Annotated in this window: 17 protein-coding genes and 3 pseudogenes; 8 read left to right on the top strand and 12 right to left on the bottom strand. The window is 40.5% G+C overall.

The genetic code is table 11. The features are described from left to right. Positions 1 to 16: 16 nt before the first annotated feature. From KA717_11290 to KA717_11275, 4 genes are all read left to right on the top strand, one after another. Entirely contained in the window at positions 17 to 349 is a 333-nt protein-coding gene (locus tag KA717_11290; GenBank protein UXE63186.1) for a DUF5615 family PIN-like protein, read from the top strand. A 114-nt stretch (positions 350 to 463) separates the two neighbouring features. Further along, positions 464 to 805, top strand: coding sequence for a hypothetical protein (locus KA717_11285; protein ID UXE63185.1), 342 nt, complete (start codon positions 464 to 466; stop codon positions 803 to 805). A gap of 33 nt (positions 806 to 838) precedes the next feature. Further along, positions 839 to 2,191 carry an AAA family ATPase gene (locus tag KA717_11280; GenBank protein ID UXE63184.1) on the top strand — a complete coding sequence of 451 codons (1,353 nt, stop codon included), beginning with the start codon at positions 839 to 841 and terminating at the stop codon, positions 2,189 to 2,191. Beyond that, positions 2,163 to 3,023: a DUF4435 domain-containing protein gene (locus KA717_11275; GenBank protein UXE63183.1), complete on the top strand. Its 861-nt coding sequence runs from the start codon at positions 2,163 to 2,165 to the stop codon at positions 3,021 to 3,023. The genes KA717_11280 and KA717_11275 overlap by 29 nt, the downstream gene beginning before the upstream one ends. Before the next feature lie 111 nt (positions 3,024 to 3,134). Here the strand turns inward: KA717_11275 and KA717_11270 are convergent, their stop codons facing one another. Then, a complete protein-coding gene (locus KA717_11270) occupies positions 3,135 to 3,836 on the bottom strand; it encodes an ion channel (GenBank protein ID UXE63182.1) in 702 nt (233 codons plus the stop codon). A gap of 477 nt (positions 3,837 to 4,313) precedes the next feature. Here KA717_11270 and KA717_11265 point away from each other — a divergent pair, with 477 nt between their 5' ends. Next, positions 4,314 to 4,898, top strand: coding sequence for a Uma2 family endonuclease (locus KA717_11265; protein UXE63181.1), 585 nt, complete (start codon positions 4,314 to 4,316; stop codon positions 4,896 to 4,898). Between the two features lie 331 nt (positions 4,899 to 5,229). On the opposite strand, the gene KA717_11260 is transcribed toward KA717_11265, so the two are convergent. Both KA717_11260 and KA717_11255 read right to left on the bottom strand, forming a co-directional pair. Further along, positions 5,230 to 6,597, bottom strand: coding sequence for a 4Fe-4S dicluster domain-containing protein (locus KA717_11260; GenBank protein UXE63180.1), 1,368 nt, complete (start codon positions 6,595 to 6,597; stop codon positions 5,230 to 5,232). A 152-nt stretch (positions 6,598 to 6,749) separates the two neighbouring features. Continuing rightward, on the bottom strand, positions 6,750 to 8,213 hold the full coding sequence (locus KA717_11255) for a folate/biopterin family MFS transporter (GenBank protein ID UXE63179.1): 1,464 nt from the start codon (positions 8,211 to 8,213) through the stop codon (positions 6,750 to 6,752). A 124-nt stretch (positions 8,214 to 8,337) separates the two neighbouring features. On the opposite strand from KA717_11255, the gene KA717_11250 reads away from it, so the two are divergent. Further along, positions 8,338 to 9,816: an efflux RND transporter periplasmic adaptor subunit gene (locus KA717_11250; GenBank protein ID UXE63178.1), complete on the top strand. Its 1,479-nt coding sequence runs from the start codon at positions 8,338 to 8,340 to the stop codon at positions 9,814 to 9,816. A gap of 43 nt (positions 9,817 to 9,859) precedes the next feature. After that, positions 9,860 to 11,080, top strand: coding sequence for an ABC transporter permease (locus KA717_11245; GenBank protein UXE63177.1), 1,221 nt, complete (start codon positions 9,860 to 9,862; stop codon positions 11,078 to 11,080). A 16-nt stretch (positions 11,081 to 11,096) separates the two neighbouring features. On the opposite strand, the gene KA717_11240 is transcribed toward KA717_11245, so the two are convergent. Next, a complete protein-coding gene (locus KA717_11240; GenBank protein UXE63176.1) occupies positions 11,097 to 12,656 on the bottom strand; it encodes a collagen-like protein in 1,560 nt (519 codons plus the stop codon). A gap of 232 nt (positions 12,657 to 12,888) precedes the next feature. Here KA717_11240 and KA717_11235 point away from each other — a divergent pair, with 232 nt between their 5' ends. Next, positions 12,889 to 14,178, top strand: a complete 1,290-nt coding sequence (locus tag KA717_11235; protein UXE63175.1) for a glucose-1-phosphate adenylyltransferase — start codon at positions 12,889 to 12,891, stop codon at positions 14,176 to 14,178. Positions 14,179 to 14,253: 75 nt separating this feature from the next. Here KA717_11235 and KA717_11230 read toward each other — a convergent pair whose 3' ends face one another. The 8 genes and pseudogenes from KA717_11230 to KA717_11195 all read right to left on the bottom strand — a co-directional run bounded on the left by KA717_11230 (position 14,254) and on the right by KA717_11195 (position 22,047). Then, positions 14,254 to 15,105 (bottom strand): hypothetical protein, encoded by an 852-nt coding sequence (locus KA717_11230; GenBank protein UXE63174.1) that lies wholly within the window; start codon positions 15,103 to 15,105, stop codon positions 14,254 to 14,256. 570 nt (positions 15,106 to 15,675) lie between these two features. Beyond that, entirely contained in the window at positions 15,676 to 16,113 is a 438-nt protein-coding gene (locus KA717_11225; protein UXE64629.1) for a DUF29 domain-containing protein, read from the bottom strand. A 227-nt stretch (positions 16,114 to 16,340) separates the two neighbouring features. After that, entirely contained in the window at positions 16,341 to 17,861 is a 1,521-nt protein-coding gene (kaiC, locus tag KA717_11220; protein UXE63173.1) for a circadian clock protein KaiC, read from the bottom strand. Between the two features lie 124 nt (positions 17,862 to 17,985). Next, entirely contained in the window at positions 17,986 to 18,336 is a 351-nt protein-coding gene (locus tag KA717_11215; protein ID UXE63172.1) for a translation initiation factor, read from the bottom strand. Positions 18,337 to 18,792: 456 nt separating this feature from the next. Continuing rightward, entirely contained in the window at positions 18,793 to 18,945 is a 153-nt protein-coding gene (locus tag KA717_11210) for a hypothetical protein (protein ID UXE63171.1), read from the bottom strand. Between the two features lie 338 nt (positions 18,946 to 19,283). Then, positions 19,284 to 19,634, bottom strand: a pseudogene (locus tag KA717_11205) (transposase). A gap of 35 nt (positions 19,635 to 19,669) precedes the next feature. Continuing rightward, positions 19,670 to 20,958: pseudogene (locus tag KA717_11200) on the bottom strand (ISKra4 family transposase). Between the two features lie 75 nt (positions 20,959 to 21,033). Beyond that, positions 21,034 to 22,047, bottom strand: a pseudogene (locus KA717_11195) (IS5 family transposase). Positions 22,048 to 22,075: the final 28 nt, after the last annotated feature.

Here is a 22,075-nt window from a genome sequence, read left to right as displayed (position 1 = left end):
GGCGATCGCTTTTTATATGGATGTACATATTCCCCAAGCTATTACCGTACAACTTCGGCGGCGAAAAGTTGATGTTTTGACTGCTTTTGACGATGACACTCAAAAGTTGCCTGATTCCGAATTATTAACAAGAGTGACAGAACTGAATCGAGTTTTATTTACTCAGGATATCCGTTTTCGAGTGTTGGCACAAACCTGGCAGCAAGAGGGAAAGATTTTTTCGGGTTTAATTTTTGGTCATCAGCTTGGCGGTACAATTGGTCAATTTGTCAAAGATTTAGAATTTATTGCTAAAGCCTCAGACCTAGAAGATTGGGTAAATATGGTTGAGTATATCCCTTTTAAATAGAAATAAAAAACAGTCTCTATCCACAGGATTGCGTTCGACAACAATGTAAACTAAACTTAGAGTAGTCAGCACAGGAGTAAAAATTTTCGTAATTGAAAAATTTGAGAGGTTTTTATGTCAACAGCGACAAAAAGTGAATTAAAGGAACTTAAAGATTTAATACTGGCTCAATCTGATCAGTTAAGGGTTCAATCTGGACAATTAGCCGTTATTCAATCAGATATAGTCAATCTTAAAGTAAGTACGGAAAGAGTAGAAGAAAAAATGAGTAACTTGGAAAGCCGTATGAGTAGAATAGAGGGTACTTTACTTGGTCAGCAGCCCTATGTTCAAAAAATTCCTGATCTAGCGGAAAGAGTGGGAGAACTTAAAAATTGGAAGCAAATTGGTTTGACTTTATCAGGAGCATTAATCGGTGCGTTGATTACCTATTTGGCTAAATCATCTAATCCCTAACGGCGATCGCCTTTTCACAATTACATTAAATTTATGAGAATTAAACAGATTTCAATTACAAAACTATTTGGCATTTTTGACCATGTAATTCCTCTCAATTTAGATGAAAGAATAACAATTATTCATGGAATTAATGGTGTTGGAAAAACTTCAATTTTAAGATTAATAAATGGATTATTTAATGGTCAATATTCAGAACTACTTATCATTCCATTCCAAGAAATAAAAATTGATTTTGACTTTAATACTTCAATTTGTTTAAAACAAAACGCCAAGACTTTTTCAAACTCAATAACTGATGAATTAGGGTTTAAATCCATTATCAGAGAAGTGGTTTATAAGATAGAAGAAAATAACGAAAACAGCGAATGGCTTTATCTTGATAATTTAATAATTCAATCAGATATTAAAAATTCTAATTACACATTATTGAAATTAGACGATTTGCGCAAAATAACAGAAAATGCAGATAGTGACTTTGTGGGAACTTTAAGTCTAAATAAAATTCAATCGCTGGAACTTATAAAGTTAGTTGAGCTTAAAGAAAAAGAACTTAAAAAGATAGGGAAAAGTAAATTGGAAATAATTCAGAAATCAATTTTTTTATATTTTATAGAATGCCAACGTCTTATTAATAATAAATCTAATACTTTAACCGATAACATTGTTATTCACTATGCTTTTGATTTGACTAATAAAATTCAAACACAAAATACTGAATATGGTAAGCTTTCGCAGTCATTAGACAGAACGTTTCCTATCAGAGTCATACAAAAAAAAGCCTCCAATGATCTAACAGAAAAACAATTAAGGCAAAAACTTGTTTACTTAGAAACAAAGCGTCACCAATTAATTAATGTTGGTCTTCTAGAAAAAACAGAAGATTCCAATTTTCCAATCACTGATAATCTTGATGAATCAACTCGTAAATTACTATCTTTATATGTTGAAGATACAGAAAAAAAACTGAATGTTTTTAGTGATTTTGCCTATAGATTAGAGGTTTTTCAAAGAATCATTAACCAACGATTTACTCATAAGACTTTAGTTATTGATCAAGACAAAGGTTTTATTTTAAAAACTAGCCAAGATGAAGTTTTATCTCCTACAGATTTATCTTCAGGAGAACAACATGAGTTAGTCATGCTTTATGAATTATTATTTAAAGTTAAGCCTGGTTCTCTAATTTTTATTGATGAACCTGAAATATCTCTTCATGTTGGTTGGCAAGTCAAATTCTTAGAAGACTTACAAGAAATTGTAAAATTAGCCGATATTGACATTTTATTGGCAACCCACTCTCCTGATATTATTAATGGACGCTGGGATTTAACTATTGAATTAAAGGGATTAAGTAATGAGAGAGTACATTCAACAAAATCCTAATAGATGGGCGGATCAAATTCGATTACGAAGGGATGCTTTTGCTGGAGTATTTCTTATTGTTGAAGGCCACAGTGATAAATTAGTGTACAGTAATTTTGTGAATTCTGAAACTTGTGAATTTGTGATCTCCGATGGTAAAGAACAAGCACTTAATACGATAAAAATTTTGGACAATGATAAATTTACAGGAGTATTCGCTGTTGTTGATGCTGATTTTGATCGCCTAGAAAATAATCTTCCTGAAAGTCCCAACATTTTATTAACGGATGATCATGATTTAGAAGTGATGATACTAAAAACACCTGCATTAGAAAAAGTAATTAAAGAAAGAGGCAGTGAAGAAAAAACCAAAGACAACAATATTAGAGAAATTTTGTTAAAAATAGGTCAAGAAATTGGTTATTTACGTTGGATATCTCAGAAAAACAATTTGTCTTTACGATTTGAAGGTTTAGATTTTGGTAAATTTATCAAAAAAGATACATTAGAAATCGATTACTCAGATCTTATAAAAACCATTAAAGATCATTCTCAAAAACAATCATTAGTTAATCAAGAAATTGAAGAAAAGATTGAAATACTTAGGAATAAAGAACACGATCCCTCGCAAGTTTGTTGTGGTCACGATATTATGCAGATTTTATCATTAGCACTCTGTAAAGCTTGGGGAACTTGTAAGCCAACAGATGTCAAAGCCGAGAATTTGGAAAGAGATCTCAGGTTAGCTTATGAAAGATCCTATTTTTATCAGACTCAACTTTATTTTCTAATTCAAAACTGGCAAAATACAAATGTCCCTTATCAAGTCCTAAATGCGATCGCATCAGAATAAAAATTGTGATAATATTTCTCTATTAAAAATTTGATCTCCGATAAATGATTATCTAAATTTCTAATTATTCTGATTAGCCATAAACTGATTGATTTCTGCCGTATTTAGAATTTACTTATTATTAGAATTTTCGACAGTATATGAACTCACGAGTCTCGCAATAATAACGGCTGGATAAAGTTGACCGACGATCGCCTCTAAATTTGACATAATCATGGTTGCTTTATGAGCGGGTAAAATATCTCCATAACCGACCGTTGTTAAAGTTACAAAACTAAAATAAAAGATTTGACAACTACTGATATCTCCCTTAAAGTCTCCCACAAAGGCTTGAGGAATAATTGTCAAAATGATTTGATAAATTAGATACCAGACAATTCCTAACATTAAATAAACACTAATTCCCCCGCGCAGGGTATCTCCTGTTACTTTGGTGTCAGAAAATATTTTTTGGACAATAAGAAAAACCGCAGTCACGATAAAAATTAAATCAATTACTTGACCCAAAAAATAAAGTATCTTGTTATTTCTATAATCTAAAATAATTGCCACTAAACTAAAAATAAAAGATAAAACTGCGATCGCTCTAAAAATATTTAAAAATTTTCGTTGTATTTTAAAGGTTTCAATGACAAATAAAACCGTTACTAAAAATAGGATGATTAAACTAATTCGTCCGATAATATTGTTTTCATCTACAACAATAAAAACCAAAAAAAACAGAATCAATGACCAAAATAAATGCTGATAGGGATTGACCAGAAATCGTTGCCAGGATCGAGAAAGTCTGTCATACCAATTTTGAGATTTCATTTTTTGTTACAGTTGACTGTTATAAATAAAATTTGTTTAGAAATATGAATAAATCTGAAGTTAAGGCTGAACTTGTTTTAGGCGATCGCCTTTTATATGGATGTACATATTCCCCAAGCTATTATTGTACAACTTCGGCATGATTAGCAAGGGCAACAGAACAGAATCGAGTTCTTTTTACCCAGGATATTCGTTTTCGAGTTTTAGTATAAACATGGTAATAAGAGGAAAAATTTTTTTCAGGTTTAATTTTTGGTCATTAGCTTGGTGGTACATTTGGTCAATTCGTGAAAGATTTAGAATTTATTGCTAAAGCCTCAGCCCCAGATGATTGGATAAATGTGGTTGAGTATATCCCTTTTAAATGGAGAAGGTAAATCTAGTGGAGAAAGCGATCGCTCTTTTGAGCATTAATTAACAGCAAGAGTTACTTCTTCATATAGTTATAATGAAAGCGTAACCCAGGGAAACACTTTTATGGTACAAGCTCCAGCAAAATTAACTTGGACAATTTATGATGTAGAGGTTTTACCTGAGAACCCTGCTATTCAGTATGAGCTTATTGCAGGAGATTTATTAGTGACCCGTACTCCCCATTATCGTCATCAACATATTTGCTCACGGGTAGCGGCTGCCCTAGAGATGTGGTCAGAAAAAACGGGGTTGGGTTTAACCATTATTAATCCAGGTTTAATTTATTCAGATATTGATAGTGTGATTCCCGATGTGGTTTGGGTGAGTCATGGTCGTTTGGCCCAAATTGAAGATCAGTCAGGCCATTTAACAGGTTCTCCCGAATTAGTGATTGAAGTATTATCTTCAGGTAAGGATAATGAAAGACGGGACAAAGAAACTAAGTTAAAATTGTATTCGATTCAAGGAGTCCAGGAATATTGGATTATTGATCGCTTTAAAAAACAAATGGAGATTTATCGTCGAGAACAAAATCAACTCACTTTAACAGCAACATTAATGGATCAAGATGAGATTTATTCGACCTTGTTACCTGAATTTACTTGTCGGGTGAGTTTCCTGTTAGGAGATAAAACTGGGAGATTTTAGGGAATGGTTACGCGATCGCCTGGGATGATCCCGATGAACATATTGGTATTGAAGGGTTATTGGCAGGTAAATCTAGCGGGGAAAGCGATCGCTCTTTTAAGCGTTGGTTAGCTACAAAAGTTACTTCTTCTGTAGCTCAACAATAATCTGTTAAAATAGGAGAGAAATTCTCAGCTTAATTACGTATTTCCTTATGAGATGAGAAAATTAACGTTTGACTGGGACCAAAATAAGGTAGTGTTCTGAATCTGTGGATAGATAGCTTTCTAATGGGCAAAGTGACTACGATTCAGAGGATCGATCCACAGGTTTATAACATCATCTAGAGTATTTAGTAAAGCGTTAATTTAATTCCTCGAATCGCCTGATCTAATAATTCTATTGGGTGCATCAAAGGAAATGACTTACCTTGCTTTTGAAGATGTTTCTGAATTTGCAGAGAACAGCCTGGATTGGCCGAAGCAATTAGCTTGGCTCCCGTATTCAATAAATTCGTTACTTTTTGTTGCCCCAGAGCATCGGCAACTTGCGGTTGTAACATATTATAGACCCCTGCACTACCGCAACAAAGAGCCGCATCGATCGCTTCCTTGAGATTGAGATTAGGGATTTGCATCAATAATTGTCGGGGTTGTAAACTGATTTTTTGACCATGTAATAAATGGCAAGCATCCTGATAAACCACCGTTAACATTTCATCGCTAATGGGCATTAAAGGCGTTACTAAACCTACTTCTGCTAAAAACTCCTGGACATCCCTAACTTTCGCCACAAATCGCTGGGCCTTTTCTGCATAGTCTGGATCATTCGCCAAAATATGATGATATTCCTTGAGCGTATGACCACAACCCGCCGCATTAATAATAATAAAATCCACATTACTATCCGCAAAACTATCAATCATCTGACGAGCTAATGCCTGAGCCTGAGCTTCCTGTCCCTGGTGAGCCGGTAGGGCAGCACAACATCCTTGGGTTTTGGGAATCACCACTTCACAACCGTTGGCAGTTAATACCCGTGCCGTTGCCTCATTAACATTAGAAAAAAAGAGTCGTTGCACACAGCCCAGAACCATCCCTACCCGATAACGTTGTGTTCCTTGGGCTGGAATACAATCAGGATAATTTCCCGAAAAAGATTGACGGGTAATTCTCGGTAAAATCGCTTCCATTGCCGCTAAACGAGGAAAGAATTTTTCTAATAAACCACTCGCTCGTACCAGTTTTTGTAAGCCTAGATTTTGATAAATCCAGAAGAAAGGTAATAGAATTTGTAAACGTTGGGGATAGGGAAAAAGATTAAAAATGAGCCATCGAATTAGGCGATCGCCGAGGGAGCGAGGTTGATTGCGTTCCACTTGAGAACGGGTCGCGCTAATCAGTTGATCGTACTGCACACCAGAAGGACAGGTACTCACACAGGCCAAACAACCGAGACAACTATCAAAATGTTGACTTGTCGTGCTATCTAAGGAGGCTTGCCCTTGGTTAATAGCATTCATCAAGTAAATGCGTCCCCTCGGAGAATCCATTTCTTTGCCGATAATGCGATAACTGGGACAAGTTGACAGACAAAAACCACAGTGAACACAGCTATCGATCACCTTTTGGGAGGGAGGATTTTGGAGATCAAAACCAATTACGGTTTCTTCTAGCTGGGTTTGAAAATCAAAACTGGCAGGATGATCGGTAGTATTCATGGAGGTTTAGAAGGTTATCTCTGACGATAGCACAGCCTTTTCTACAATGCCTTAACACAACATTAAGGTCAAGTCTCAAAAAGGTTGAATCCGATAAAACATTTCACCAAAGTTTTATTAAAAAAAGAAATCAGCGATCGCCGCTTTTGAGGCTAAGGGGATTTTATTTCTTTAACAGGTGTCCCTAAATCAGGCATAAACTCTGGTAAAAAACTTTGATCCGCTAAGGTTCCCAAACGGTGAGGTTCAAATAATTCCGGCGATGGAAAAGAACGATTATCCGCATCCACTTGAGAAAAGTCTTGGGGATCTCCGGCTGGCAACCAATTCAATAGTAGCAAAGGTAATAGTGTGGTTAAATTGGTAATAATAATTAGGGGAGCTAAATAGTCAAAATTAGTTTCCGTTACCCCTAACCAATGAGTTAGCAAAGCCCCTAATTCTTGAGACGTTAATCCGGCTAAATTCCAGATCGACATCAATAACGCAAATAAAGTGGCCTCAATTCCTTTGGGACAAAGACGCGCCGAAAGCACTAAAACGGGCATAAAAGCCACTTGACCAATAACCGTTAAAACCAAACTATCCCCCAGACTAAACCAATGATCGTCAATGCCGATCGCCCGATTACTATGGGTGACAAGGATCAGGGAAGTAAAGCCGAGTAAACAGGAAATCACTGTGCACCAGCCCAACATGGGACGAAAGGGAATCGTTTTTAAAAACTTTTGATATAAACCAATACCAATTAAACCGGCCAAGCTCGTCACCAATCGTACCCGTCCCAAAAATTCTGGCTCAAACCCCAGTTCATTGGTAGTAAAGTAAAAAAAAGCTGAATCTGCGCTAGGGGTTGCCTGCCACAAAAAAATAAAAATTGTGGGTAATAAAATGGATTTCTGACGAATCGTTTGTCCTAATTGTTGTAATTGGTTTTTGGTATTAGCAAGGGGATTCTTGAGAGAAGGCGAAGCGGGCTTTTCTTCCCCAATCAAAAAAGCCGAAAAGGAAACCAGCAAAGGAAAACAAGCCGTAATGACAAAGATAGTTCTAGTACTAATTTGTTCTAGCAGTAAACCACTAAAATAGGCCGTTATCAGTCCTCCCAAGGCCGCCGTTCCCCAGGTGAGCGATTGCAGAGAACCAGCTTTACGGAGGGATTCCTGCTGGGCCCGTTCTACGACCACCGAATCCGCAATCACATCACTGACTGCCACCGATAAGGATGTCACCAAGAGAGTCAGCGTCACTCCCCAAACAGAATTAACCATTGTGGCTAACACCAACCAGGATAGACTTCCCAATAGTCCCGATAGAATCAGATAGGAACGCCGACGGTAGCCAAACAAGGGTAAACCATCGGACAAAAAACCAAAAAGCGGTTTAATAATCCAAGGTATGGCAGCAATTCCGGTTAAGGCTCCCATCTGGGCCGGACTCAAGCCCAAATCATCTTTGAGGAAAAAACTAACGGCCAGGCGAGCTAACCCTAAGATGCCCTGAACAAAATAAACGCTCAAAATAGCGAATAATTCCAGTGTCGGCTCATTTCCAAACAAAAAAACGGTTTTTAAACGCTTTTTAAACGATTCCAGGGCAGATAAGGAAACGACCATAATTAAATGTAAAGATTCATTACGCTGATCTTAACGTTACTATGGATGAAACATTCGAGAGTTTTTTTTGTCATCAGGTTCTATGCAAATTCCACTGCTAGATAAAATGAAAAATCCTCTTCCTATGATCTTGGGGGCATTAGGAGCAGGCCTTCTAGTGGTTGGATTCCTGACCTTTCGGATGGTACAGCCATCTGGCAGCACTTTAGACCTAGAAAAATATACGGTAACGGCCACCCAGGAAACTTTAGCGGTAGAAATTAAGGCCAGTGGAACTGTTCAACCTGTTCAGACAGTGAATATTAGTCCCAAAACGCCTGGTCGTTTAATGCAGTTATTTGTAGAACAAGGCGATCGCGTGCATCGGGGTCAACGGTTAGCCGTGATGGAAAACCGAGAAGTGTTTGCCGAGGGGATGCAGTCCCAAGCTAAATTTGAAGAGACTATTGCCCGTTTTAAGGAACTACAAATTAAAATTCCGATGGAATTGCGGCAACGGGAAGCCGACGTTAATCAGGCTCAAACCAGAGTAGCCCAAGCCCGCTCCCAATTGGCGATCGCCCAGGATAGACTGCTCCAGGTACAGGCCAGAATTCCCAAGGATATCGATCAATTTCGCGCCCAACTGAATGCGTCCGAGTCTCGGCTTCAGTTAGCTGAAAACCGTATGAATCGCAATAAGAGTTTAATTGAAGAAGGCGCGATTTCCCGCGATCGCTTTGACGAAGTTTCCAACGACTATCTCAGTGCCAAAGCCGGTTTAATTGAATCCCTGGGCAAACTTGATCAGGCAAAAAATACAGCCGATCCAGAATTAGGACAAATTGAACAGCAAATTCAACAATTGCGGGCGGCGGTGGTTGAATCAGAACAGGCCCTCAAAGGACAAATTGCTGCCTTTGAACAACGTCAATATACGGCCAAGTCCGAACTGGCTTCTTTAAAGGCGGTGGCGGCGGCGGCCCAGGCAGATCTAGAGCGGGTGAAGATTCAGTACCAAGATACTTTTGTTACGGCTCCCTTTGCTGGCACGATTACCCAAAAATTTGCCACCGTTGGGGCTTTTGTGACTCCTACCACCTCGGCTTCTAGTACGGCTTCTGCCACTTCCACTTCCATCTTAGCCCTGGCCAGGGGTCTAGAAATCGTGGCCAAAGTGCCGGAGGTGGATATTATGACCCTTAAACTGGGTCAAACGGTGAAGATCACGGCGGATGCCTTTCCCAATGAGGTTTTTCAAGGTAAGGTCATTCGCATTGCCCCAGAAGCGATCGTCGAAAATAATGTGACTTCCTTTGAGGTAACGGTTGCGCTGATCACCGGACAGGAAAAACTGCGCTCCAAAATGAATGCGGATGTCATTTTTATGGGAGATAACCTCAAGGATGCCTTGACCGTTCCCACCGTGGCGATCGTCACCTTAGCGGGCAAAACGGGAGTTATGATTCCGGGCAAAGATAATCAACCCAAATTCCAATCCGTTAAAATTGGTCTGGTCTTAGATGACAAAACCCAGATTCTGTCAGGTATAGATGGTGGGCAACGGGTTTTTATTGACCTTCCCGAAGGCAGTCAAGATCCGCAATCCGATAAAGATAAGTAAGATAATTACCACTATTTCTCCAGTCCCTTACCCTCGATACACTATGGAGTTTGTAGAAAGTTTAAAAATGGCTTCCTCTATGCTCATGGCCAATAAGCTCCGCAGTGCTTTAACCATGTTGGGAATTATTATTGGCAATGCCTCGGTGGTGGCCATGATTGGCATTGGGGAAGGGGCGCAAAAGTTAGCAACGGATAAATTATCGGCTTTGGGCCCGAATGTGATGTTTGTCTTGCCAGGTTCTCGTAAAGCACGCAATGCTACCTTTGATTTACCTCGAACTCTGGTTCTAAGTGATGCAGAGGCGATCGCCGCCCAAGTGCCAACGGTCGATGGTGTAGCGGCGGAAATAAACCGACGGATGTTAATTAGCTTTCGTAATATTAATACTAATGGCATGGTGATCGGCACAACGCCGGACTATCAAAGTATTCGCAGTTACTATGTCAACAAAGGGCGTTTCCTCAATCAACTGGATCTAGAACGGAGTAAACGGATTGCGGTCATTGGAACTGAAATTGCCGATCGCTTTTTCAAGACCCAAAATCCCATTGGTCAACAAATTCGTGTCAACAATATTAGCTTTGAAATTGTGGGGGTGATGGAGTCAAAGGGATCATTTATGGGCAGCAATCAAGATGAATCGGTTTTTATTCCGCTCGATACCATGATTAGTCAAATTGTGGGTCGGACTTCTCCCTATGGCATCGAAGTGAGTTGGATTAACGTCAAAGCGAAGAAACCAGAAGATATTCGGGCGGCCCAATTTCAAATTGAGAATTTACTCCGTCTGCGTCACAAAATCCAAAATGATGAAGATGATTTCGGGGTAGAAACAGCTAAACAAATGCTGGATATTGTCGGTACGATTACCGGCGGTTTAACCATTATGTTGGCCGCGATCGCCGGCATTTCTCTGATTGTGGGCGGTATTGGGGTGATGAATATTATGCTCGTCTCGGTCACTGAACGTACCCAGGAAATTGGACTCCGTAAGGCGATCGGAGCGGGCAGTCAGGACATTATGATTCAATTTTTAATCGAAGCCGTCATTGTTTCGGCGGTGGGGGGCGTGGTCGGAATTGCCGTCGGTTGTAGCATTGTGGGCGTGATCGGTCTGATTTCTCCCCTATCCGCTACTGTTTCTGGCAATGCGATCGCCCTTTCCTTGGGCATATCTGGTGGCATTGGTCTCTTTTTTGGGGTGGTTCCGGCCCAACGCGCCGCTAAACTGGATCCCATTGTTGCCTTGAGAACCGCTTAATTTTGACTTGCAAATCTTATCGGGGAATGGGCAAGGAAGAAGGATTAGTTGGTAAGGGAGGAGAGGTTGGCATACGGGGAACTGTGGGAGAAATGGGCAGGGTGGGAGAGGTTGGTATGCGGGGAACCGTGGGAGCATTACTGGGGAAGGGTGCAGTAGCAGGTAGAGCGGGCGTTTGAGGTACACTGGGGGCCATGGGCACTCCCCGTGCAGGGCCAATAATATCAGTGACGACTAATTTTTGATTAGCAGAATAGCCTGAGAATGTCCGTGTCGCTAAGACTTCGATTTCTACCCCTAAGCCAGGCTTTAAATATTCGGCGGGAATGGGTAATTGACCAATATTTAAGGTAAAGCGATCGCCATTAATGGTGACTAAATCATCGGGAAGATCGCCGGTATATTTCGTAGAATAATCTGAAACGGGACGAAAACGAGGATCCGATTGGGTAATACTATACTTAACTTTAAATTTGGTCGCAATGAGATTGGATTTATCGGCCCGGTCTGCCAGAATCAACTTGAGATCATTACCATTACCCGCCAAAGCCACTTCCTCTAAACGGGTAGCATCCCCCGCTAAAATGGCATTATAAACCACAAATTCTGTCACCGCATTGCGTTTTTGAGTCGTTCCCTCCCACCAAATATCTGAGGGCAAGGTTACATTAATTTCCTGTTGATCATTTAAGGTCAAGGTTAAATTTCGATCGGCAAAATTACTAAAGGCCTGCGGTGCATTCCAGATCAACAGAAAAGAGCGTTCTGTTCTTTCGATTAACGCTAAATACTCATCGACCACAACCGAACCAGGGGCTAATAAGGCGATCGCTCCCTGACGAGTTTCCCAGCGATTTTTAGAAAGCGTAAAACCCTGATCCTTCAAGGTCGCCATGGTAACAGCGGCGGAAGGCCTATCTGGTTCCAAGGGTTTATTCAAGTTAATCAAGGTTAATTTGCCTGGCAAGCCATCCCGTCCTAAGAGGCCAGCGTTGCCATTCACGCCGCTACGGCCATTGAAACAGCGAAATTCTTTAGTGCTGCATCGATAATCTGGATCCCCTGGATTCCCAGAACAGGTTTCCACCGTCCAATAGGGTTTACTACAATTACAGCCCTGACTACCTAGCCCCCCGGCCCCTGGTTGCCCGCCTTTTCCCCCCGCCGCATTCACAAAAATTTGCCGCAGATTACTGGGATTAGTCGAATAAATACTAATAGAACCCCCGTTACCCCCATCACCGCCATTGCCACCATTCGCTCCATTTGCCCCATCCGGTGCGCGAAGATCATAACTCACTTGCTCCGGTTGATTTTTGCAGTCCGCCGCCGTTGCATCCCCCCCCCTTTGACCGTTTTCCCCATCTCGCCCAGCCAAATTGAGGGTTAAGGGTGAACCATCGGCAAAAACCGTTAAATTATCGGCATTTAAAGCATTCTTCCCAGCCTCCCCGACGGTGCCATTCTGACCATTACTGCCAAATCGTTGGGTTTCCGTCCCCTGGGCCACCACAAAACAATCATCATTCTGGGAGTGAGTTGGAGCCGCGATCGCTCTCAGGGGAGAACAGAGCAAAGGGATTAAAAAAAACGATAAATAACCGTAAGGACGCATAGCCAAAACGCGACAATTGATACAGCCGATAGATAGGAAGAAGTCCTAGGGATGACCCTGAGGTATCAGTAATTGTTTCCTAAAGCCATCAACAGAAGATTTTTCGCTTTTTCGGCTCTGGTTACTTTGCAGATGTCCCCTACAGTCCTAAACTTGACTTGAGAGGTGTAATAGGCAGTCGTGAGGTCTTCTTGTGAAACGAGTTTTAGCGATTATTCTTGGCGGTGGAGCGGGTACCCGTCTTTATCCTTTGACGAAACTCAGAGCGAAACCAGCCGTTCCCCTAGCAGGTAAATATCGATTAATTGACATTCCTGTGAGTAATTGTATTAACTCGGAAATTGTCAAAATTTATGTTCTGACCCAGTTTAATTCTGCTTCCCTCAATCGTCACTTGACCCGTACCTATAATTTTGCGGGTTTTCAAGAAGGCTTTGTGGAAGTTTTGGCAGCCCAACAAACAGCAGATAACCCCCAATGGTTCCAGGGAACAGCCGATGCGGTGCGTCAGTACCTTTGGCTATTTAAGGAATGGGATGTAGATGAGTATCTCATTTTGTCAGGAGATCATCTCTACCGCATGGATTACAGTAAATTTGTCCAACGGCATCGGGAAACCAATGCGGACATTACCCTATCTGTTGTCCCTGTCAATGAGAAACAAGCCCCTGAGTTGGGATTAATGAAAATCGATCAAGCTGGTCGAGTGGTGGACTTTTCCGAGAAGCCTAAAGGTGATGCGCTCAAGGCGATGCAGGTTGATACGACTTTGTTGGGACTGACAGCCGATAAGGCCAAAGAGAATCCCTATATTGCTTCGATGGGAATTTATGTCTTTAAAAAAGAAGTTTTAACAAATTTATTGGCTGCCTATCCCTCGGCGACCGATTTTGGCAAGGAAATTATTCCCGCGTCTTCTCATGATCACAATTTACAAGCCTATCTTTATGATGACTATTGGGCAGATATTGGAACCATTGAGGCTTTCTATGATGCGAATTTAGCCTTAACTCAACAGCCCTATCCGCCTTTTAGTTTCTATGATGAAAAAGCACCTATCTATACCCGTGGTCGTTACCTACCTCCTACCAAAATGTGGAACTGTAATGTTACAGAATCCATGATTGGTGAAGGTTGTATGCTAAAAGATTGCCGGATTCACCATTCTGTTTTGGGTATCCGCAGCCGTATTGAATCTAACTGTGTTGTCGAAGATACCTTGGTAATGGGATCTGACTATTACGAATCTCGGCCTGAACGTTCTATTAATGAAGACGCGGGGATTATTTCCATTGGTATTGGTGCCGGTTCAACGATTCGCCGTGCCATTATTGATAAAAATGCTCGTATTGGCAAAAATGTGATGATTGTCAACAAAGAAGGCATTGAGGAAGCAAATCGAGAGGATTTAGGCTTCCATATTCGCAATGGCATTGTGGTGGTGTTTAAAAATGCTACTATCCCCGATGGCATGATTATCTAGTCAATATGACTGAACTTTTGTTTTGATCCCCCTGAATTTTTAACGGATAATTTAGGGGGATTTTTGTGGGCAAGTCTAATTTTCTGTCCAACTGGCTCGCCAAGCCATTTCTGCCTCTGATCGCAGGTATTCTCGTTTGAGTTGACGATACTGTTTGCGGAGCTTATTGAGTTGTTCTCCCAGATTGCGTAATTGCTTACGCGTTAAACTTAAATGAACATCGGCAAATTCTAGTTCAGAAAGCCGTAAATGAATGGCTGCGATTTTCAAGATTTGAGAGTTTTTAGCCATTTCTTCCTCCTGATTGTCCTCTTCATCTTCGTCTTCATTGGTTTCTAGATCTTCATCCTCTGGTTTTTCTGATTTAGCTTCTGCTCTGCGGGTTTCTACCACAATACTTAAAATATTAGGCATTCCACCCTGTCCCATATTCATCCCCCCTTCTTCTGCTTGCAGAGCCATTTCCAGAATTTGAGGAGGTAGCTTAGGGGACAAAATTTCTACTTTTTGCAGCAAGAGATTTGTCTCATGGGAAATATCCGTTAAATGTCGGTTCATTTCCCGCTCCAATTCTCGGCACCAATGGTTTAAATCTTCAGGACTGTTAACTATTAAATGGGGTTTTGGTGGCTGAGATAATAATGCTTCTAAACCTTTAGGGGCGGCAAATTCCTGATTATCTAAAGGAACTGTTTCTGTCTCTTCCAGTAGAGGAGAAGTGACTTCTAAGGTTACTGGACTTAAGAGAATGCCTTTAGAGGCTAGTTGAGTGAGTAATTTGGGCTGGAAATCTCGAACAATATGGCGAATTCTTGCCTGGAACTTTTGCCGTTGATTTAAACTGAGTGTTAGGAAAATTTCGGGATAAATTTGGGTACAGATTTGATGAACTGCAAAAATGAGTTGCTGGTTGACAGTTTGTGTCAAAAAGTTTAGGTGTTGTTGATAAAGATACCTAAGTTCTTGCCAAAGCTGCGTGGTTTGGGTTTCTATATGGGTTAAGTTGTCTCGAATACTGGGTAAGGATCTCATTGTGGGTTGAGGAATCAAAAGTTTTTGTGTGTCGTCCCAATTCTGGTTGGCCCATCGATAAGATTCAGTCTTTATTCCCTAGCCCCTTGGAAAAGCTACTGTGTACACACAAGTCAAGTGTAAACTAAAAAAAGGGAAAAAAACCAAAAAAGAGGACTGAAAAATAACCAACCCGATACTAATTCACGCTAAACAGGCAAAAGGAATCGTGCCGAGCAAGTAGGATTCTATCGTTTTTTAGGAAATGGAAGGGTAGAGGCATCAGAGCTAATACAAAGCTTGTCAGAGCATTATTTACTTCTGTCTCCAACATTGAGCGACTGAGTTCTAGTGTTAGTTCCATTTTTATCTTTGAACCCTCTATATTAATTAGTTTTGCTGTCATCGTTGTTTTCTCTTTGTCACTTTTCGTCTCATGTTAACACCTTTCTCCTTTTCATCAACTAACGGTCGCACCCATTGTAACTATAACTCAAAAGGAAAAGTAAGATCAAAAATCTGTTCCACTTCATAGGGACAAACTTGAGGCAGATCATCGTCATCTAACGGCGTTTCTCGAACCACTAAATCGATCGCATCTTGATAGGCTAAGGCGATCGCGGTTAATAGATAGGGCTTCAAACTCGGATTATCTGCTAAATGCTCAATAATGCGACGACGTTGTTCTCGAATGGTCGCTTTCCAACTTTTTCCCCGTCGTTCAGGCTGATAGTCCCATTTTAAAAGATGACCGATTAAAATACCTAAACGATTTCTGAGTTCTTGTCGTTGTTGCTTGCCCAAAGATTCAATTTCCTCTGCCAAATTAATCCGATCTAAAAACTCTAATTTTCCTGTTAATAATAAATCCGCTTGCTGTTGAGTCCAAGCATAAAAATCTAAATCATAAAGTTGATTTTTCATCATTTTACCTCAGCCAGAAAAGCTTAATAATTGAAATAAGTTATTAATAGAAAATCGCCAGTCTTGAAGGCATTCTAAAACAGGTAACAAATCTTCCTTTTGATAATATAGTGGTAATCTTTCCCCTTGAAAAACTAAAACCATACGATCCTGGGGAAAAGTCATTTTACTAGCAGAGAAAAACACCCTCTGGCTATAGGAATTCACATGAAGGATCCAATCTAGTGCTAGCCACCATCTTCAAAGAGACCACTTAAACGCTCTACTTCCGTTTGGGCTGTGTACATCGGTGTTCCGGCTAAAATTCCAGTGACGTTACGGAAAGGTTTACCAATGTGCATCCCCTGATAATCGATTGAGAACTCTCGAATATCCTTATCGTGCATAGAACCACGCATTTTTAAGACCGTAATACCGCGTCGCATTTCGCCATACATTTCCACGTAACGCAGGAGAATAATTGAGTCGGTAATGGTAGAAATATGGGCTTCGGTAATGGAAGAACCGCCCAACAGGGTAGGAGTTGTTGAGGTAAATAATCCCCCAATTTCCTGTTGTTTAATAAAAGAGGTTAGACCAATAATAAATTCTCGGAATCCTTTTAAGGTTGAAACTCGCTCCAAGGCAGATAAACTATCTACTGCCACCCGATTAGGCTTAAATTCCTGGATAATATCCTTCATCATAATCAGATGATTTTCCAGGTTAGTGGTTTCTGGATAGCGACAAATCACCTTTAATTTGCCATCCTTTTCCATTTGCTTAAAATCAACGCCCCAACCCGTCGCATTGCGAAATAGTTGTTCTCGACTTTCTTCAAAGGCAAAAACGAGACAGCGTTCTCCATTGGATACTCCCCCTGCCATAAATTCCGTTACCATCAGGGTTTTACCCGTGCCTGTTGCCCCAGAAACCAGAATAATCGAATCTCGAAAGAAGCCGCCGCCACACATCCGATCTAATTCATTACTGCCAGAGGTGATGCGAATGTTAGAGGATTTTTGTTCAAGTTCGATCGCCGACAGAGGAATAATGACCACGCCTCGTTGGGGAATAATGGTAAAAGGAAACTCGCCTTTTTGGTGATCCGTACCCCGATATTTCAAAATTTCAATGGTGCGACGACGCTTTTCATCGGCTAATACATTACGGAGAATGACCACATTATCAGCCACAAACTCCTCTACACCATAACGACTAATATCTCCATACTCTTCGGTTCTCTCTGCCGTCATAATGGCCGTCACTTCCAGTTCGCGCAGGGCAGAGGCCAATCGAAACAGATCATTTCTAACCTGGGCACTATCGGTAAGATGGCTAAAAATCGCCCCCAGGGAATCCAGGGACACCCGTTTCGCTTTATATTTACGGATAGCGTGTTCAATGCGAGCAATTAAGGCTCCCAAATCATAATCTCCGGCCACAACCGGCTGTTCTCCTGGTTGGGGAGAGGCATCCACAAAGGCCCATTGACCCTTCTCTTCTAATTCGCGAATATTCCAGCCAAACCCCCGCATATTTTTTCGTAGTGCCTTGGGGGGTTCTTCAAAGGTGATAAATACACCATTTTCGCCACATTTAATGCCTTCTACGAGAAACTGACAAGCAAAAACCGTTTTAGAACTTCCGGCTGTCCCTGCTATTAATGTCGCCCTCCCTAAAGGCAAGCCACCCTGGGAAAGAAAATCAAATCCAGGGATTCCAGTTTCCAATTTTTCAATAAAATCTTTATCGTTATCTAGACTCATCAGTATGCCTTGAACTGTCTGGGAGAGAACTAAAGTCGCTTGGGGCCGAGGAATAGCCTTAGCTATTATGTCATTAATTTCTGTTTATTGGGCCAGAAGGCTCGGTTTCTCCTGTCATCCCTGGCTAACCCCCGCTAATTTTGGCTTTATAGCCTAATTTCACTAGGTAATCGAGGATCTTTTGACGATGATCGCCCTGAATTTCGAGACTATTCTCTTTGAGAGTTCCACCACTGCCACAGTGATTTTTCAGATTTTTGAGCAATTGGGTTAGGGTTGCAGAGGAGGATTGGAAGCCGGTAATGGTGGTGACGGTTTTACCTTTACGGCCAGCGCGGGAAGCTTGGACTCGTAAGTTTTGCTGTTGGGGCGGTAGATCGCTTTGAGCACGTTCTGTGGCCGGATTAGCAGGAGTATTCCCAAATTCTTGGTAAATGACGCGATCGCGGTGGAGTGGATTCGGTTTGGCAGCCATAGAAAAAGCAAAGTAATGCTAAAGAAAGTCGAAATTTGAGAAAGGGGATGTTAGGGTGAATAGTTAATATTGTCGCTTGATTTTGGAATGTTGCGGTTACTTTTGCCTCGATTTTGGTTCTGTGTTTTGCAAAGTGGCCTGGTTTTAGGGGCGATCGCGGTTACGGTTCCTGGGTAAATGCCTTACCGTCCTCCCCCTTAGCTGACCATCAGCCCGTTAAGATATTTCTCTTCTGTTAGACTAGGAAGACATTTTCAGACCTCAAAGACTAAAGTCCTTCCATAGCAAGACTTTTGAGCTATTAAGTTAGGAGGAAACACACATTTTATTTTATCCTCAGAAATAACGACAGAATCCTTGTTGAGCAAGAATGGGTGTAGGATTTGAGATTTAAAATTATTTCCTAAAGTAACACAAGAGAGATAGCTATTCCGTCGCTATTTCTGAGTTTATTTTTTACTTCCTCTTAACCAGTACGGAATATGGGTTTAAAGGGGCGATCGCTAGTTGTGGAATATTGAGGAGGCGATCGCTGTTTGTAGAAATGAGATTTAATGAGATTTGGGGAAGTGATCGCAGTTGATAGAAATGTTGGGGAAGCGATCGCATTTTGTAAGGATTTGGATTTGAGGAGGCGATCGCCTCTTACAAATTTTTTTCGTGTAGGGGCGATCGCGTTTCATATTTTCAGAGTTTACGACAAGGCGATCGCATCTTACAAATTTTTTTTACCTGTAAATAGGGCTTGCTGAAAAAGTCAAAAAACGAAAGAAATGTGGGTTAGGGAAGTATGGACTGAAAAAGCATAGATAACTTATCCTTATGGAAACAAATCAAAATACAGATTTTGTTTAATCTATTGTTCCTTTCTGTCTAAAAAGGTCAACACAAATCACTCCTCACAAAAGAGAGGAAAATTAACACCATTTTTCACAAGAAAAACGACTCTACAACTTTTTACTTTTTGTCTTCTGAAGTAGAGTAGAAAGATTCATTACCAAAAAGTTCATCGCAATTACCGTTTCCGAGGTCTCAGGTAGTTTGGCCATCACTCGACCAAGACTAAATTTCCTCTTTCCCTGTCCGAATTTACCCTCAATGGCATTACGCACTCTTTCATCTGAGCGTGCCTCTTTCTTTTTTTCTTTGCTCACCTCTTTCGGCGGTCTTCCCAATCGGGGACCACTCATTCTTATATCCCTTTCTTTACAATAAGCTCGATTCGCTTTTGTTCGATAGATTTTATCCACATGAACCGATTCCGGATAACATCCTGTTTCCCTTTTATATTCTTCTATTGGGTGCGACCTTTAGTTGATAAAAGCTGTTGTAATCAGGGTTCTACAGGGAACCCATATTGATCAAGTTTTGCCCAAAATTGACTCCATCGTTCCTTGGTCAATACCAAAGCTCGTAGGCTCAAAATAATTCCTGCTCCTTTTTCCTTCCATCGCATTCCTGAACAACATAATCGTTGTTTGACCAACGTCTTACAAGCTGCTTCCGTAACACCTGAACCAATCGGATACTTTTTCTCTAAGTATTCAGCATAATCCATTTGATGCTGATGATTCTCGTAATAAGTAATCGCCGCTTGTAGTTTCTCGGTAAGATTCTTAGAATGACTTTTTTCTTCTTTGGCTTCTTTCATCAGATTTAGCAGTTCTCCTGCTTTTCCTTTTTCATGCTTGAGTTCTCGACAATTTTCAGTCAACCATTCTTTTTGTTTTGACACGGTATTCGGATGCAACGCTTCTGCCAACGCTCCTAAGTAACCAGAGGCATGATAGAAATCTAATATCTGTTCTTCCGTCTGCTTTTCTAAAAACTTCCAATTTGATTCTGCACCATCTGCTATACCGACAAATTTTGCCTCTGGATAACGGTTTTTCGCTCGCTCAATTTCTCTTTCCAATCTTTCTAGAAAACTCTTTTTTCCGTACTCTGGTGCCGCACCTAGATAGATTGTCTGTTGACGTTCTCCCTCACTATCGTATAGGGAAACGGTTAACGGTTCCCACCATTGCTTCACGGTAGCCATCCTCACACATCAGCATACAGGTTCCATCTAATCCTATTCCCACTGTTGCAATTTGGCTATCCTCCTTGGGCGGGGCATAACTCCACGCTTCTTCTTTTGCCTGTACCACACTTCCTACTGCTTCACTCAATCTTTGGATATAGGATAGCGCTACTTTTCTACCATGATTTTCTAATAAATCATTTTTCACCTCTTTGCCTGCCATCCCTGACATTTTTGAGGATACCTGTTTTGCCAATAATGGCGTTGATGTTATGATTATCCTTGCTTCTCTTTCTAAGGGGCAATACGTTTTTCCTCAAAGGTGAACGCTGATATACATGACGATTCACTATAACCTCACCATAAGGTGTTTGATATTCTTTCGGTTGCTCTCCCTTACTCTTCCAGATTTCTTCACCGATTTTTAAGGGTGAACCATCTGTATCTAAATATTTCAAGGCTTCTTTGCTGGCGATGCAACCTACTTCGTTTAAGCCTTTTTGAATATTTATTTCTGTATCCAACATTGAACGACTGAGTTCTAATGTTAGTTCTATTTTTATCTTTGAACCCTCTACATTAATTAGTTTTGCTGTCATCATTGTTTCCTCTTTGTCACTTTTCATCTCATGTTAACACTTTTCTTTTCCTTCATCAACTAAAGGTCACACCCCTTCTATTCGCGCTTGTAAATCTCCCGATTCGTTGTAATTATCCCAACTTAATTTGTCTAAGAAGACAAAGCCATTCACATTACTTGCCGATATTTTAGCTCCAAACTCTACTGCTTTTCCCGCTTTTCCACGCACTATTGGACGCACGTGAGGTTGGCTTACACTCACAATTCTGTTTTCTACTTTATTTGTCTTTTTTTCATACATTTCTAACTGTTGCTCATACACTTTTCCTATCGTTACAAGCTCTTCTTGCTCTTTTTTCGTTAGTTTTTCTAACTTTGCTCCCTCTTCTATCATTTTTTCTATATCAGACAAGTTTCTTTTTATATATCCTAGTTGTTTTTTTGTTCCTTTTCTTCTTTCTTTTTTTGACACACGACGTTTTTTTGCTATGGCTAAGTACTCTTTTCTTGCCACTTCCCTATAAGTCCTCGGCTTTTCTTTCCTTTTCTCTTTTATTTCTTCATACAGCTTATCTATTATTTTTTCTGTTTTTTCTCTGGCATCATTCAATATTCCTATATCCGTTGGATATTTTATATCTGCTGGTGTACAAGTCGCATCTAACAATAACTTTCCTTCATTTTCTTTTTTTTCTGACGCTACACCCGTCGCTTTTTTTTCTATTTCTTTATTAATTTTATTTATTAATTCCATTCCTATTTTTTTACGAAAATGAACCATCATTGACGCATTAAATGCTTCTTTGCTACTATAGCTTTCCATTCCTATAAAGTACTGTAAATAAGGGTTCTCTTTTATTTGTTCTACTGTTTCTCTGTCACTTTTTCCTGAAATTTCTTTGATAATTAATGCTCCTAATGCCATTCTAAATGATTTGGCTGGGGCTCCTTTTTTTTCTGTGAAGTTTTTTGCATATTCTTCCTCATATTCTTCCCAAAGAATCATTTTTGACATTTCTATCCAACGATTTTCTTCGTCTAACTGCCCGCCGAACAGATTTTTCAAGTTTTCTGGTGTTTCAATTGAGTACTGTTGCTTTCGGTACATCTGCTTTCTCTCTTCTTAATGCAATGGT

It is taken from the genome of Woronichinia naegeliana WA131, assembly GCA_025370055.1.
Lineage (GTDB): Bacteria > Cyanobacteriota > Cyanobacteriia > Cyanobacteriales > Microcystaceae > Woronichinia > Woronichinia naegeliana.
The sequence above is the reverse complement of the archived record's forward strand: the minus strand, read 5'-3'. Positions and strand labels throughout refer to the sequence as shown.